Consider the following 13,806-nt stretch of genomic DNA (forward strand, 5'->3'; position numbering starts at 1 on the left):
TTGACTGAACGCATCACCTCGGTGGACACGATCGACGTCCGCTTCCCCACCTCCGTGCACCGCGACGGGTCGGACGCGATGAACCCGTTCCCCGACTACTCCGCCGCCTACGTCGTCCTGCGGACCTCGGCGGACGCCGAGGGGCACGGGCTGGTCTTCACGGTGGGACGCGGCACCGAGATCCAGGTCGCCGCCGTCCGGTCGCTGGCCGCGATGGTGATCGGCCAGCCGGTCGACGAGCTGGTCGCCGACCCGGGGGCCCTCGCCCGCCGGCTCGTCGGCGACAGTCAGATCCGTTGGCTCGGCCCGGCCAAGGGGGTCGTGCACATGGCCGCCGGTGGCCTGGTCAACGCGGTCTGGGACCTCGCCGCCCGGCGGGCGGGCAAGCCACTGTGGAAGCTGCTGGCCGACCTCACCCCCGAACAGCTCGTCGCCCAGGTCGACTTCCGTTACCTGCGCGACGCCCTCACCGAGGACGAGGCGCTCGCGTTGCTGCGGCGGGCGGGCGACGGTCGGGCCGAGCGGGAACAGCGGCTACTGGCCGAGGGGTATCCGGCGTACACCACCACCCCGGGGTGGTTGGGCTACGACGACGAGAAACTGGCCCGGCTCTGCGCGGAGGCGGTCCGCGACGGCTACCAGCTGATCAAGCTCAAGGTCGGCGGGGACCTGACCGACGACGTACGCCGGATGGGCATCGCCCGGCAGGCCGTCGGGCCGCAGATCCGCCTCGCCGTCGACGCCAACCAGATCTGGGGGGTGCCCGAGGCGATCGGGTGGATGCGGCAGCTGGCCGCGTACGACCCGTACTGGATCGAGGAGCCGACGTCGCCGGACGACATCCTCGGGCACGCCGCCGTACGCAAGGCGCTCAGCCCGGTCCGGGTGGCCACCGGTGAGCACGTGCACAACGCGGTGATGTTCAAGCAGCTGCTCCAGGCCGACGCCGTCGACGTGGTGCAGATCGACGCCTGCCGGGTCGCCGGGGTCAACGAGAACCTGGCGGTCCTGCTGCTCGCCGCGCACTTCGGGGTGCCGGTCTGCCCGCACGCCGGTGGGGTCGGGCTGTGTGAGCTGGTGCAGCACCTGGCGATGTTCGACTTCGTGGCGGTCAGCGGCAGCACCGACGACCGGGCCATCGAGTACGTCGACCACCTGCACGAACACTTCGTCGACCCGGTCCGGGTCACCGGCGGGCGGTACCTGGCACCCACCACCCCGGGGATGAGCGCGGAGATCCTGCCGGCCTCGCTGGCCGCGTTCCGGTTCCCGGACGGCCCGCAGTGGGTCGACGCATCGGTGCCGGCGGAAGCGCCCATCCCATGATCATCGACGCGCACCACCACCTGTGGCGACCGGAACGCGGGTACACCTGGCTCGACGCGCCGGAACTCGCCACCATCCGGCGACCGTTCACCCCGGCGGACCTGACCACCGAGCTGGCCGCCGCCGGGGTGGCCGGCACCGTGCTGGTCGAGGGCGGTCGCTGCCATCCCGACGAGGCGGCCGAATTCCTCGGCTACGCCGCCGACACCGCACCGATCCTGGCGGTGGTGGCCTGGCTGGACGTCGCCGCCGACGACGTGCCCGCCACCGTCGGGCGGTACCGCCGGCTGCGCGGCGGCGAATACCTGGCCGGGGTGCGTTCACAGGTGCAGGGCGAGGCGGACCCGGACTACCTCGACCGGCCCGACGTGCGTCGCGGGCTCGCCGCGCTCGCCGCCGCCGGGCTGGCGTTCGACCTGGTGATCCGCGCCGACCAGCTCCCGGCGGCGGCACGGGCGGCCCGGGCGGTGCCGCAGCTCCGGTTCGTCCTGGACCACCTCGGCAAACCCCGGATCGACGAGGGTACGGCCGGGCTGCGGCGCTGGCGCGGCCCGCTGGCCGCGTTGGCCGCCCAACCCAACGTCACCGCCAAGCTGTCCGGCCTGGTCACCGAGGCCGGCCCGGACTGGTCACCGGACGAGCTGCGCCCCTTCGTCGAGGTGGCGGTCGCCGAGTTCGGTGCCGAGCGTCTGATGTTCGGGTCGGACTGGCCGGTATGCCTGCTCAGGTCGGACTACGCCGGGGTGGGGCGGGCGTTGACCGCGGCGCTGCCCCCGCTGTCGGACCGGGAACGGCACGAGATCCTCGCCGGCACCGCCGTACGCACCTACCGGTTGGCCGACCGGGTCGCGGCGCTGCTCCCGGCGCGGCCCGCGTGATCCCGGCCGGTGGGCTCACCCGTTCGCCACCTTGGCGGCCAGCACCGTCCGCAGCCATGCCTCGGAGGTGTTGACGTGCAGCAACGCACTCGCCTGCGCGAGCAGTTGGTCGCGCGAGCGCAGCGCGAGGTAGATCGCGTGGTGCTCGTCGATCGTCGTGTGCGCGGAGTTGCTCTCGATCAGCCCCCGCCACACCCGGGCCCGCAGCGTACGGCCGGACAACCCGTCCAGCAGCGAGGTGAGGGTCTCGTTGCCGGTGGTCGCGACGACGGTGTGGTGGAAGGCCGTGTCGAACCGGATCAGCTGCTCCGCGTCGTCGGCCGCCGCCCGCATCTGCTCCAGGATGGCGCTGAGGTCGTCGAGTTGGGCGTCGGTCATCCGCAGCGCCGCCAGGCCGGTCGCCATCGGTTCCAGCAGCCGCCGCACCTCCATGACCTCCAACAGCGTGTCGTCGCGCAGCAGCTCCACCGCGACCCCCAGCCCCTCCAGCAACAGCCGGGGGGCGAGGCTGGTGACGTACGTCCCGTCGCCGCGTCGTACGTCGAGCACCCGGGCCGATTCGAGGACCTTGACCGCCTCCCGGACCCCGCTGCGCGACAGGCCCATCTGTTCGGCCAGCTGCGGCTCGGGGGGCAGCCGGGCCCCCGGCGGCAGCTCACCACTCTGGACCATGCTCCGGATCTTCGCGATCGCGTCGTCGGTCAGTGCCATCCGCGTCCCCTTCTGGCCGGTCCGTCGGGCGTCGTCACGACGGTCCGTGCGCGGCGGGCGACGACAGCCCACCCCAATATAGAGACATCGGATGTTTTCCCCGGCTCCGGTCACCCCCGGGTACCGCACACCCGGCCGGCCGGAGAACGCCACCGCAACCGGAAGGGTACGACGTGCAACGCTACGGCTGGCTGATCCGGCTCCGACCGGAGCAACGCGAGACCTACCTTCGGCTGCACGCCGCCGTGTGGCCCGACGTCGAGCAGACGCTGCGCGCGGCGAACATCCGCAACTACAGCATCTTCCTGCACCACGACTTGCTGTTCGGCTACTACGAGTACGTCGGTGCCGACCACGACGCCGACCAGCGCCGCATCGCCGACGACCCCCGTACCCGGCAGTGGTGGACGTTGACCGATCCATGCCAGGAATCGCTCGCCGAACCCGGCTCGGGGCACTGGTGGGCCCCGATGCGCGAGGTCTGGCACCTGACCGAGGAGGCGTCATGAACCACAGCGCACACTACGTCGGCGACAACACCTTCGTCGTCGAGCCGACCGCGATCGTGCCGCCCGGCCCCGGCCAGGTACGCATCGACGTCGCGTACACCGGGATCTGCGGCACCGACCTGCACATCGCGCACGGTGCGATGGACCAGCGGGTGCGGGTGCCGGCGGTGATCGGCCACGAGATGTCCGGTCGGATCGCCGAGACCGGCCCGGGGGTCGAGGACCACCGGGTGGGCGATCCGGTGACCGTGATGCCGCTGGACTGGTGCGGCGAGTGCGCCGCCTGCCGGGCCGGCCACAGCCACATCTGTCACCGGCTCACCTTCGTCGGCATCGACTCCCCCGGCTCGATGCAACAGTCCTGGACGGTGCCCGCGCGGATTCTCGTGCCACTGCCCGGGGACCTGCCGCTGACCCACGCCGCCCTGATCGAGCCGACCGCGGTGGCCGTGCACGACGTACGACGCTCCCGGCTCACCGCCGGTGAACACGCGGTGGTCATCGGGGCCGGCCCGGTCGGCCTGCTCATCGGCACGGTCGCCCGGGCCACCGGCGCCGAGGTGACCGTGCTCGAACTCGACCCGCGTCGCCGCGCGCTCGCCACCGAACTCGGGCTGCGCACCGTCGACCCGGCGACGGTCGACGTCGCCCGGCACGTCCACGAGACGACCGGTGGTGCCGGGGCCGCCGTGGTCTTCGAGGTGTCGGGGTCGGCCGCCGGGGTCCGCACCGCGACCGACCTGCTCGCCGCGCGCGGTCGGCTGGTGATCGTGGCGATCCATCCCACCCCCCGGGAGGTGGACCTGCACCGGGTCTTCTGGCGTGAACTGGAGATGATCGGCGTCCGGGTCTACGAACGCGGGGACTACACCGAGGCCGTCCGGTTGGTGCACACCGGACAGGTGCCGGCCACCCGGCTGATCACCCGGATCGTGCCGTTGGCCGAGGTGGCCGAGGCGTTCGGGGCCCTGGCCACCGGCGGCGAGGTGAAGATCCTGGTGGACTGCGGGGGCGTGGGCTGAACCCGCACGTCGGGTAGCTGCCCTACCCCCCGGGGGTACGGCGAGTTCGACCGGGCCGGGAGCCGCCGCCCGGTCCGGCGTTGCCACAGGTACCTTGTTGTGACAAGGTAGCCGCATGCAGACCGACCCCAAGCTCGTCGCGCTGCGACGCGGCCTGCTCGAACCCCTCGTCCTGGCCACCGTCGAGTCCCGGCAGCGGTACGCGGCGGAGATCCTCTCCGCACTCCAGGAAGCCCGCTTCCCCACCCAGGAGGGCACGCTGTATCCGCTGCTGAGCAAGCTGCGCCGCGACGGGCTCGTGCAGCACGAATGGCGTGAGTCGCCGTCCGGCCCGCCCCGGAAGTACTTCTCCCTCACCGGGGCCGGCACGGCTCAGCTCGCCGCGTTCCGCGAGCACTGGAACGAACTCACCCACATGATCAACACGATCGGACGATGACTCCGTGGACGACCCGACCACCATCCGGCTCACCGGCCACCACACGGCCTTTCCCGCCACCGGCGACGCCCGTGCCGCCCTGCGGCGGTACCTCGACGAGGCGCACCGCGCGCTGCGCGGCGACCAGGACACCGACGAGGACGCCGACGACGTCGTCCGAGACCTCGAAGCCGCGATCGGCGACCGCCTGGGCGCCCTCACCGGGCCCGGCCGCGCCCCGGTGACCGGTGCGCAGATGGCAGCGATCCTGGACGGGTTCGGCCCGGTCCGCCCGGCAGGTCCCCCACCACCCGCCGCCGGACAGCGCCCGCGGGGCCGGTTCTGGTGCCGGATCGACGAGGGGAAGTGGTTCGGCGGCGTCTGCCTCGGCATCGCGGCGTACGGCGACTTCCGCGTCGACTGGGTCCGCACCGTCGTGCTGCTGCTCACCCTGGTCACCGGTGGACTACTCGGCATCCCGTACCTGGTCCTGCTGCTCGTACTCCCCACCGTCCCGACGGTCGCCGACTACCGACGCCGACGGGACGCGCCGCGCCCCGCGTGAGCCGGCGGTCCCGGCGGACGTGGCACGGCCGCCGCCGGTCGGGGCCACGCCCGCCGGGCCGACCGTGTGATGATCAGAGCGTGCGGGTGGTGCTGGCGACCGACGCGGGACATCCCGGTCGCCCCAACGAGGACTTCGCCGGTGCGGTGGCGGCCGGGCTGGTGCTGGTCGACGGCGCGGGTGGCGTTCCCGGTGCCGACCAGGTCTGCCGCCACGGTGTGGCCTGGTACGCCAACCGGCTCGGTGGCGCCCTGCTGGGCGGGTTGTCCGCGCAGCGGAGCCTGCGGGAGGTCCTGGCGGAAGGGATCGTCCAGGTCACCGACGTCCACCGGGACACCTGCGACGTCACCCACCCGAGCAGCCCGCACGCCGCCGTGGCGATGCTCCGGTTCTCCGACGACCTGGTCGAGCACCTGGTCCTCGGGGACGCGGTGGTGGTCGTCGGGCGGGCGTCCGGTGCGCCGGTCGTCGCCCATGACCCCCGCGAGGTGGTGATCGCCCGGTCCTTCGAGCGCCGGCTGGTGGGCGTCGCCGCCGGCAGCGAGGAGTACCGGCGGCTGCTCCGCGAGCTGCGGGGGCACCGCAACAAGCCGGGCGGTTTCTGGGTGGCCAAGGACGACCCGCAGGTGGTGGCCGAGGCGGTCACCGGCAACCACCCGGCGGGCGAGGTGACGCTGGCGGCGCTGCTGAGCAATGGTGCGAGCCGACTCGTGGACACCTTCGGGCTCACCGACTGGGCGGGACTGCTGCGCCTGCTGGACCACGGTCCGGCCGAGGTGATCCGACAGGTCCGGCAGGCCGAGGACCGGCACGGCGTCGCGACCGACGACGCGACGGTCATCTGCCGCAGCCGAGCCCTGTGACATCGGGATCCTTGTATACTCGGCTCGGCCGACCTAACAGCCCCTGGCAGAGAAGCAGTGAGCGGACCAGCAGCGAGCAAACCCCAGGCGAGCAGCAAGTCGGTCGTTCTCGACGCGATCCGGGCGGCCGGCACGATCAGCCGGGTCGGCCTGATCCGGGCCACCGGCTTCACCGCCCCGACCATCTCCACCCTGGTCCGCAAGCTGATCAACGAGGATCTGGTCGTCGAGACCGGGCACGCGAAGTCGACCGGGGGCAAGCGGCGGGTGCTGCTCCAGCTCAACCACGCCTCCCGCTACGCCGTCGGCGTGCACCTGGACCACGGTGTCATCACGTACGCCCTGACCAACCTGGGCGGGACGGTGGTGGCCCGGATCTCCCGACCGGGTGCCGGCGCCGAAGAGCCGCAGGTGGTGGTCGCCCGGATCGCCACCGAGATCGCCGCGTTGATCGACGGGGTGGGGGTGGAACGCCTGCGGATCCTCGGCGTCGGCGTGGTGTTCCCCGGCCCGGTCGACGCCCCCCGGGGCATCGGTGGCCCGCCGGACGTGGGGCTCGCCCCCGCCATGCGGCAGTGGAACGGGTTCCCGCTGGGCCGGGCATTGGAACAGGTGGCGGGCCTGCCGGTGGTGTTGGACAACGACTCGACCGCGGCGGCGCTGGGCGAGCACTGGACGGGCGGTTTCGGCACCGCGGCCTCGGCCGCCGCCCTCTACATGGGCACCGGCATCGGTGCCGGCCTGGTCATCAACGGCGTCACCTACCGGGGGCCGAGCGGCAACGTCGGTGAACTGGGCCATGTCAGTGTGTCGGCCGACGGCCCCCGGTGCTGGTGCGGTGCCCGGGGGTGTGTGGAGGCGTTGGCCGGGCCGGCGGCGGTGGTCGCCGCCGTCCGGTCGGATCCGGCGGCGACCCGGGCGGCGGGGTTGGCGGCCGGTGGCCGGCGCTCCTCGGTGGTCGCCGACTTCGCCGCGATCAGCCGCGCCGCCCGCCGGGGCGAGCCGCGCGCGCTGGCCCTGCTGGAGCGGTCGGCCCGGTACGTCGGGACGGCCGCCCGGACCCTGGCGAACCTCATGGACCTCGAGGTGCTCGTGCTGACCGGTCCCAGTCTGGCCGCCGCCGGGTCGGTGTACCTGCCCATCGTCCGGCACGAACTGCGTACCGCCTTCTCCCGGGGCACACACACCGTCGACGTGCGGCTCTCCCGGTCCGCCGCCACGGCCTCGGCCATCGGCGCCGCCGCATTGATCCTCGAATCCGAGCTCGTGCCCCTGGGCCACGGGCCGCGCCCGGCGGAACACCTGGCCGAGGAGCGGACCAGGCTCACCGAATCGGCAAGCTGACTGACCGGGGGTACGCAGTGGACGACGCGTGGCGGACGAGCGCGGTGGGCCTGGTGCTCGCCCGCCCTCCCCGGCTGCTCGGCACCGAACCGTTCTTCATGGAGTTCATCGCGGGTATCGAGGAGCGGCTCGCCGGACACGGTCGGTCGGTGCTGCTGCACGTGGTCGCCCATCACGCCGCCGAGATCGCCGCGTACCGCAGGTGGGCGCAGCAGCGGCTGGTCGACGCGATCGTGCTGGTGAACCCGTCGGTGGACGACCCCCGACCGGCGGTGCTGCGGGAGTTGCGGCTGCCCGTCGTGGTAGCGGGGGAGCCGAGCCACGACACCCCGGCGGTACGGCGCGACGACGTCGGTTCGATGCGGGCAGCCCTGGCGCACCTGGTCGGTCTCGGGCATCAGCGGATAGCCCGGATCACCGGCCCCGGGACCCTGCTGCACACCCGGACCCGCACCACCGCCATGTTGGCCGCCGACGTCGACGCCGTCGTCGTGGAGGGCGACTACTCGGCGGAGTCCGGGGCCCGGTTGACCGCCCGGTTGATGACCGGCCCCGAGCCACCCACGGCGATCATCTACGACAACGACCTGATGGCGGTGGCGGGCCTGCACGCGGCCAAGGAGCTGGGCCACCGGGTCCCCCGTGACGTCAGCCTGATCGCCTGGGACGACTCCAGCCTGTGCCGGCTGGCCTCGCCGGCCCTGACCACGATGAGCCTCGACGTGCACTCGTTCGGGGAGTCGGTGGGCGAGTCGGTGCTGCGGCTGATCGACGGTGGGTCGGTGCCGGAGCGGTGGTGTGCGACCGAAACCGTGGTGGCCCGGGAGACGACCAGCACGCCCCGATAGGTCAGTGGCGCGGTTCACCTGGCGGTCCGTCGAAACGGCATCGATACGCTTGACTTAGTGAGGCGCATAAAGAAAGCTCGCAGACGCGCTCCCATCGACGCTCCCCGCTATATCTAGGAGAGCTTCATGACACGTCGACATGCCCTGCTGGCATCGGCAGCCGCCGGCACGCTGGTGGCGGCCAGCCTGACCGCAGCCACCCTGCCCGCCTCGGCCGCAGCCTCGGGCTGCGCGGTCACCTACACCGTGCAGAGCCAGTGGAACGGCGGGTTCAGCGGCAACATCGCCATCACCAACCTCGGCTCGGCCGTGGCCGGCTGGACGCTGACGTTCGACTTCCCGGACACCGACCAGCGGGTCACCCAGGGCTGGAGCGCCACCTGGTCGCAATCCGGCGCCCGGGTGTCGGCGGCCAGCCTGAGCTGGAACGGCGCGCTGAACACCGGCGCGTCCACCACGATCGGCTTCAACGGCGCGTGGAGCGGGACCAACCCCGTACCCAAGTCGTTCGCGCTCAACGGGACGACCTGCACCGGCGTGGTCGACCCCACGACGCCCACCCCGCCGCCCACGACCACCCCACCGCCGCCCACCACCACGCCGCCACCCACCACTCCCCCGCCGACCACCCCGCCGCCGACGACCACCCCGCCGCCCGGCGGTGCCGCGCCGAGCCTGCGGGTCTCCGGCAACCGGCTGGTGACGGCGGCCGGCGCGACCTACCGCCTGCTCGGCGTCAACCGGGCCAGCGGCGAGTTCGCCTGCGTCCAGGGCAAGGGCATGTGGGACAGCGGCCCGGTCGACCAGGCCTCCGTCGACGCGATGAAGGCATGGAACATCCGCGCCGTCCGGATCCCGCTCAACGAGGACTGCTGGCTGGGCCTGTCCGGCTCGCCCAGCGGCGCCACCTACCAGCAGGCGGTCAAGGCGTACGCGAACCTGCTCGTCGCCAACGGCATCAACCCGATCCTCGACCTGCACTGGACCCACGGCCAGTACACCGGCAACATCTCGGCCTGCCCCGACGTGAACGCCACCTGTCAGAAGCCGATGCCGAGCCGGCAGTACACACCCCAGTTCTGGACCGGGGTCGCCAACGCGTTCAAGGGCAACGACGCGGTGCTGTTCGACCTGTTCAACGAGCCGTACCCGGACGCCGCCAACAACTGGTCGGACATGACGGCCGCGTGGCGCTGCCTGCGTGACGGCGGCACCTGCACCGGCATCGAGTACCCGGTGGCGGGCATGCAGAGCCTGGTCGACGCCGTCCGCGCCACCGGCGCCACCAACGTCCTGCTGGTCCCCGGTCTGACCTGGACCAACGACCTGACCCAGTGGCTGGCCTACAAGCCGACCGACCCGCGCAACAACATTGTGGCCTCCTGGCACTCGTACAACTTCAACGCCTGCGTCACCGAGACCTGCTGGGACACCCAGATCGCACCGGTGGCCGCGCAGGTGCCGGTGCACGCCGGGGAGATCGGCCAGGACAGCTGCGCCCACGACTACATCGACCGGTTGATGACCTGGCTGGACGGCAAGCGGCTCGGCTACACCGCGTGGACCTGGAACCCGTGGGGTTGCAGCGGTGGCAACGTGCTCATCGAGGACTACAGCGGCACCCCGACCAAGAGCTACGGCGAGGGTTACCGCGCGCACCTGCTCTCCGTCACGCCGTAACCGACCCCGGCCCTCCCCCGCCGGCAGCAACCCGGCGTCGGTGGTCGGTGACGCGACCGACGGAGTAACGGTGGGGGTGGGCGCGGCGACCGTTCGCCGCACCCACCCCCGTCCGCACTGCAGCCCCGGATGGAAGGCTCGTGTGCAGGCTCCCGCCCCGGCACGTCAGGAGCAGTTCTTGCCCTTGTTGATGCAGGTCGCGATGCGCTGCATGGTCTGCGCCGAGTTGACGTTGACGAAGTCGTTGTGGTCGGAGAACGGGTTGTGGTTCTCCTCGGGGAACGAGTCGAGCGCGTACTGACCCTTGACCTGCACGTCGCGGGGGATGTCGTAGCCGATGGTGATCCGCAGCTGCGGGATCGCCTGGAAGCCCTGCGGGCAGGCACCGGTGGCCTTGTCGGCGAAAGCGACGTGGTTGCGGTGGTTGTCGCTGTCGATGTTCTTGCCGTCCCAGCAGCCGGGGAAGTCCTGCACGCGCTGGACCTGGCTGCCGGCGGGGCAGATCGGGTACTTGTCGGAGAGCCGGTCGGCGAAGCCCGAGCAGCTCCAGGTGGCGCGGGCGTTGGCCGGGCCCCGGCTGGTGGGCTTGGCGTCACCGGTGAGGGCACGGAGGAACTTCGGCATCGGCACCACCTTGCTGACGGGGTTGCCGCGGTATTCGATCAGCACCTGCGCCGGGCGGACGATGCCGCCGGTGTTGCCGGGCAGCTCGAAGTCGGGCCCCTGCGGGTCGGGCAGCGCGGCGGGGGTGGTGGGCGCGGCGGCGGTCGGCGCGTTACTCGGTGCCGCCGAGGCACCCGGGGCCTGGTCCAGGGTGCAGGTGGCGAACGCTTCGAGACCCTGCGGACGGGCGGCCTGCCGGCTGATCGCGATGGCGATCCGGTCGAGCACGGCGATCCGCTTGGCCCGCAGCGGCCCGAGGATGGCGTTGTCGACGAAGGCCGGGCCGCCCTGGCCCCGGCTGGTGACGAGGCGCTCGTTGGCCTCGGAGATCTGCCGGTCGAGTTCGTCGAGGTTGCGGTTCACCTCGGCGAGCGCCCCGGCGGGCACGCCGGGCAGCTTGTCGCGGACCGTGGGACACTGGATGCGCGGGTTCGCTGCCTGGGCCGCCTTGATGCTGGCGCGGTGGGCGCTGCCGGGCATCCGGGCGTGCATGTCGTCGTAGCTGATGTCGCACTCGACCAGCGAGACCAGGCCGGGCTGGTTGCCGCCGGCGGCGGTGACCGTGGTGCTGATCTGCTTGATCATCGCGGCGCGGCGTTCCCGCAACGAGTCGATGACCTCCCGGTTGAACGCGGCGTCGATGCGGCCCCGGCTGGCCGTCATCCGCTGGTTCGCGGCGGCCTGCTGGCGGTCCAGCTCGGCGAGCAGCCGGTCCACGGTGCCGCGGGCCCCGGTGGGGACGGCACGCAGCCGCTTGCCGACCGAGGGGCAGACGACCACCGGCTGGGTCTGGGCGAGGGCCTGCTGGACCTGGTTGTCGCTGCGCACGCTCTTGTCGATGCGCACCACCGGCCAGAAGTAGGACGACTTGTCACCGTTGCGGCAGGTGGTGCCGGAGGCGTCCAGGTCGGCGTTGGAGGAGTTCGCGGTGATGGCCAGGTTGCCGACGAAGTCGTGGACGTGTTCGGCGCCGTTGCGGATGCCGGGCTGGGCCACCGGGTTGTCCGGGCTGAACTTGCCGTTGCCGTTCGTGCCGCAGTCCACGGTGAACCGGCCGGTCGACCCGCCGGCAGCCGGCTGTGGATTCCGCACGTTCGGCGACACGTTCTCGATCTGCACGAACTGGTCGAGGCTGGTGGCGGCGTCGGCGGTGCCCTTGCCGCCGCTGGAGACGAAGGTGACGGTGAGCGCACCGGTGGCCGCCAGCACGACCGCGGCCAGGGCGATCCTGGCCGGCCGGGTCTGGACCAGCGCGGTCCCGTTCTTTCTGCGGTTCATCGGAATCTCCTCAAAGCCGCGAACGGCTCCGGTGATGTTGCTGTCTCCACTCGGTACGGGCCGGCACCCGGTCGACGGTCAACGGTCGCCGGCCCCGTCATGGTTCGGTAAGAAGTCCCCGGCTCCCTCGGTGACGGCGGTGACCGGCACGCCGCTGAGCCGTTGCGTCCTCGGGCAGCCGGCAACAGCGGCCGACGACACGGTCTTCGGCCGCTGCGTCAGCGGTGTGGGGGTGGTCGCCGCCGGGTGGTCTACCAGACCGTCAGCAGCAGGTGGTTGATCGTGAGCGCCACCGCCGCCTGCGCGGCCAACCAGCCACGGCGGTCGGCGGGCGGGATCAGGGCCGCCCCCGCCATCAGCCAGACCATGAAGGGCAGCCAGATGCGTTCGACCTCGGCCTTGCTGTAGCCGGACAGGTCGGCGGCGAGGATCACCGCCGTGGCGGCCAGCGGCAGCAGCCAGCTGGCGTGCACCACCCCCGGCCGCCGGTCGGCAGTCCGCACGCCGTCCCGGTGCCGCCGAGAAACGGCCCGCCACCCGGCCGGCACCGCGCGCCGCAGGATCACGGCCACCACGGGACCGGCGGCCACGACGACCACCGCGAGGTCGGCCCAGACCCAGTAGGCGTACGCCCGGTCGGAGGCGAGACCCTGGTAGTAGCGCTCGATGACGAGGTCATAGCCGGTGGGCCACCAGAAGCCGGCGACGGTGAACGCGGCGGCGACCGGCACCGCCCCGACGAACGCCCAGCCCACGGTGCGCCAGCGTCGGCCGGCCAGCACGACGACGGCCAACGCGACCGGCGCCATCAGGACCAGCCCGTAGGAGAGGTAGCAGCCGAACGCCAACAGGGCGCCACCGCCGACCGCGCCCAGCGCACGCCCCCGGATGACGCCGTACGCCAGCAGGGCCACCGCGGTGGCGGTCACCCCGGCGAACAACCCGTCGGCGGACACCCCGGACCAGACCGCCCCGGGGAACAGCACCACGAACGGCACCACCGCACGGGCCGCCTCGTCGGTGCCGAGCAGCCGTACGGTGTGCGGCACGGCGACGGCGACGAGGGCCGCCACCAGGATGCACAGCACCCCGGCCCAGCCGCCGCCGGACAACCCGATCCGGTCGAGGACGACGAAGACGAGCAGGGCCCCCGGTGGGTGACCGGACACGTGGGTGGTCCAGGAGTCCGGTTGGAGGCCGAGGATCCGACCGCTGAACCCGGCCAGCATGGCGGGGATGTCGGTGACGCCCGGGACCTCGTGCAGGTACTCGTAGGTGGTGGTCAGCCGACCGGCGACGCCGCGCTGCCAGCCGTCGACCAGGGCCAGCGACAGCGTCCAGGCCACGGCGGCGGCGTAGGAGACCGCGAGCAGCCCTCGCCAGGCCAGCCGGGCGGCCAGGGCGGGCCCGCGCCACCAGACCAGCGCGGCCACCAGCAGGGCCAGCGGGGTGCCGGGGCCGACGTGCGGCAGCCACTGCGCGAACAGCGGCGCCGAGGTGGCATGCACCGGGCGTCCCCACAGGTAGAGCAGGCCACCGGTGACGGAGGCCACCGCGAACAGGCCGAGCGCGGCAGCGACGGCGATCAGGTCGGCGCGCGGCGGCCGGTGGCGCGGGGTGTCACCCGACGGGCGCGGACGGTCGCCCGGGGCGCGGTGGCCCGGGGGGTCACCCGGCTCCGCCGCACGGCCACCCGGCGGA

Annotated in this window: 13 protein-coding genes; 10 read left to right on the forward strand and 3 right to left on the reverse strand. The window is 72.6% G+C overall.

Annotated elements, in window-relative coordinates:
* Nucleotides 1–1,326 carry an enolase C-terminal domain-like protein gene (locus JQN83_RS13935; RefSeq protein ID WP_208567556.1) on the forward strand — a complete coding sequence of 442 codons (1,326 nt, stop codon included), beginning with the start codon at nucleotides 1–3 and terminating at the stop codon, nucleotides 1,324–1,326.
* Nucleotides 1,323–2,204, forward strand: coding sequence for an amidohydrolase family protein (locus tag JQN83_RS13940; RefSeq protein ID WP_208567557.1), 882 nt, complete (start codon nucleotides 1,323–1,325; stop codon nucleotides 2,202–2,204). The genes JQN83_RS13935 and JQN83_RS13940 overlap by 4 nt, the downstream gene beginning before the upstream one ends.
* Before the next feature lie 15 nt (nucleotides 2,205–2,219).
* Here JQN83_RS13940 and JQN83_RS13945 read toward each other — a convergent pair whose 3' ends face one another.
* On the reverse strand, nucleotides 2,220–2,915 hold the full coding sequence (locus JQN83_RS13945; protein WP_208567558.1) for a FadR/GntR family transcriptional regulator: 696 nt from the start codon (nucleotides 2,913–2,915) through the stop codon (nucleotides 2,220–2,222).
* A 173-nt stretch (nucleotides 2,916–3,088) separates the two neighbouring features.
* On the opposite strand from JQN83_RS13945, the gene JQN83_RS13950 reads away from it, so the two are divergent.
* The 8 genes from JQN83_RS13950 to JQN83_RS13985 all read left to right on the forward strand — a co-directional run bounded on the left by JQN83_RS13950 (nucleotide 3,089) and on the right by JQN83_RS13985 (nucleotide 10,164).
* The gene (locus JQN83_RS13950; protein ID WP_208567559.1) at nucleotides 3,089–3,424 is read left to right on the forward strand and encodes an L-rhamnose mutarotase; all 336 of its coding nucleotides are present in this window, start codon (nucleotides 3,089–3,091) and stop codon (nucleotides 3,422–3,424) included.
* Nucleotides 3,421–4,446, forward strand: a complete 1,026-nt coding sequence (locus JQN83_RS13955) for a zinc-dependent alcohol dehydrogenase (RefSeq protein WP_208567560.1) — start codon at nucleotides 3,421–3,423, stop codon at nucleotides 4,444–4,446. Before JQN83_RS13950 ends, JQN83_RS13955 begins: the two co-directional genes overlap by 4 nt.
* A 115-nt stretch (nucleotides 4,447–4,561) precedes the next feature.
* Complete coding sequence (locus JQN83_RS13960) at nucleotides 4,562–4,885, forward strand: PadR family transcriptional regulator (protein WP_208567561.1); 324 nt, start codon at nucleotides 4,562–4,564, stop codon at nucleotides 4,883–4,885.
* A gap of 4 nt (nucleotides 4,886–4,889) precedes the next feature.
* Nucleotides 4,890–5,429, forward strand: coding sequence for a PspC domain-containing protein (locus tag JQN83_RS34110; RefSeq protein ID WP_307799261.1), 540 nt, complete (start codon nucleotides 4,890–4,892; stop codon nucleotides 5,427–5,429).
* Nucleotides 5,430–5,509: 80 nt separating this feature from the next.
* Nucleotides 5,510–6,292, forward strand: a complete 783-nt coding sequence (locus JQN83_RS13970; protein WP_307799262.1) for a hypothetical protein — start codon at nucleotides 5,510–5,512, stop codon at nucleotides 6,290–6,292.
* A gap of 57 nt (nucleotides 6,293–6,349) precedes the next feature.
* Nucleotides 6,350–7,636, forward strand: a complete 1,287-nt coding sequence (locus JQN83_RS13975; protein WP_208567562.1) for an ROK family protein — start codon at nucleotides 6,350–6,352, stop codon at nucleotides 7,634–7,636.
* Nucleotides 7,637–7,653: 17 nt separating this feature from the next.
* Nucleotides 7,654–8,484 (forward strand): LacI family DNA-binding transcriptional regulator, encoded by an 831-nt coding sequence (locus tag JQN83_RS13980; protein WP_208567563.1) that lies wholly within the window; start codon nucleotides 7,654–7,656, stop codon nucleotides 8,482–8,484.
* Between the two features lie 126 nt (nucleotides 8,485–8,610).
* A complete protein-coding gene (locus tag JQN83_RS13985; RefSeq protein ID WP_208567564.1) occupies nucleotides 8,611–10,164 on the forward strand; it encodes a cellulase family glycosylhydrolase in 1,554 nt (517 codons plus the stop codon).
* Between the two features lie 165 nt (nucleotides 10,165–10,329).
* On the opposite strand, the gene JQN83_RS13990 is transcribed toward JQN83_RS13985, so the two are convergent.
* Both JQN83_RS13990 and JQN83_RS13995 read right to left on the reverse strand, forming a co-directional pair.
* Nucleotides 10,330–12,105: a DUF1996 domain-containing protein gene (locus JQN83_RS13990; RefSeq protein WP_208567565.1), complete on the reverse strand. Its 1,776-nt coding sequence runs from the start codon at nucleotides 12,103–12,105 to the stop codon at nucleotides 10,330–10,332.
* Between the two features lie 251 nt (nucleotides 12,106–12,356).
* Complete coding sequence (locus JQN83_RS13995; RefSeq protein WP_208567671.1) at nucleotides 12,357–13,694, reverse strand: hypothetical protein; 1,338 nt, start codon at nucleotides 13,692–13,694, stop codon at nucleotides 12,357–12,359.
* Between the last annotated feature and the right edge of the window lie 112 nt (nucleotides 13,695–13,806).

The sequence above is a fragment of the Micromonospora antibiotica genome (assembly GCF_017599305.1).
Lineage (GTDB): Bacteria > Actinomycetota > Actinomycetes > Mycobacteriales > Micromonosporaceae > Micromonospora > Micromonospora antibiotica.

Excerpts from the sequence above, each read along its gene's own strand:
- JQN83_RS13960 (WP_208567561.1), top strand. The coding sequence starts at position 4,562 with ATGCAGACCGACCCCAAGCTCGTCGCGCTGCGACGCGGCCTGCTCGAA.
- JQN83_RS13955 (WP_208567560.1), top strand. The coding sequence starts at position 3,421 with ATGAACCACAGCGCACACTACGTCGGCGACAACACCTTCGTCGTCGAG.
- JQN83_RS13945 (WP_208567558.1), bottom strand. The coding sequence starts at position 2,915 with ATGGCACTGACCGACGACGCGATCGCGAAGATCCGGAGCATGGTCCAG.
- JQN83_RS13985 (WP_208567564.1), top strand. The coding sequence starts at position 8,611 with ATGACACGTCGACATGCCCTGCTGGCATCGGCAGCCGCCGGCACGCTG.
- JQN83_RS13940 (WP_208567557.1), top strand. The coding sequence starts at position 1,323 with ATGATCATCGACGCGCACCACCACCTGTGGCGACCGGAACGCGGGTAC.
- JQN83_RS13990 (WP_208567565.1), bottom strand. The coding sequence starts at position 12,105 with ATGAACCGCAGAAAGAACGGGACCGCGCTGGTCCAGACCCGGCCGGCC.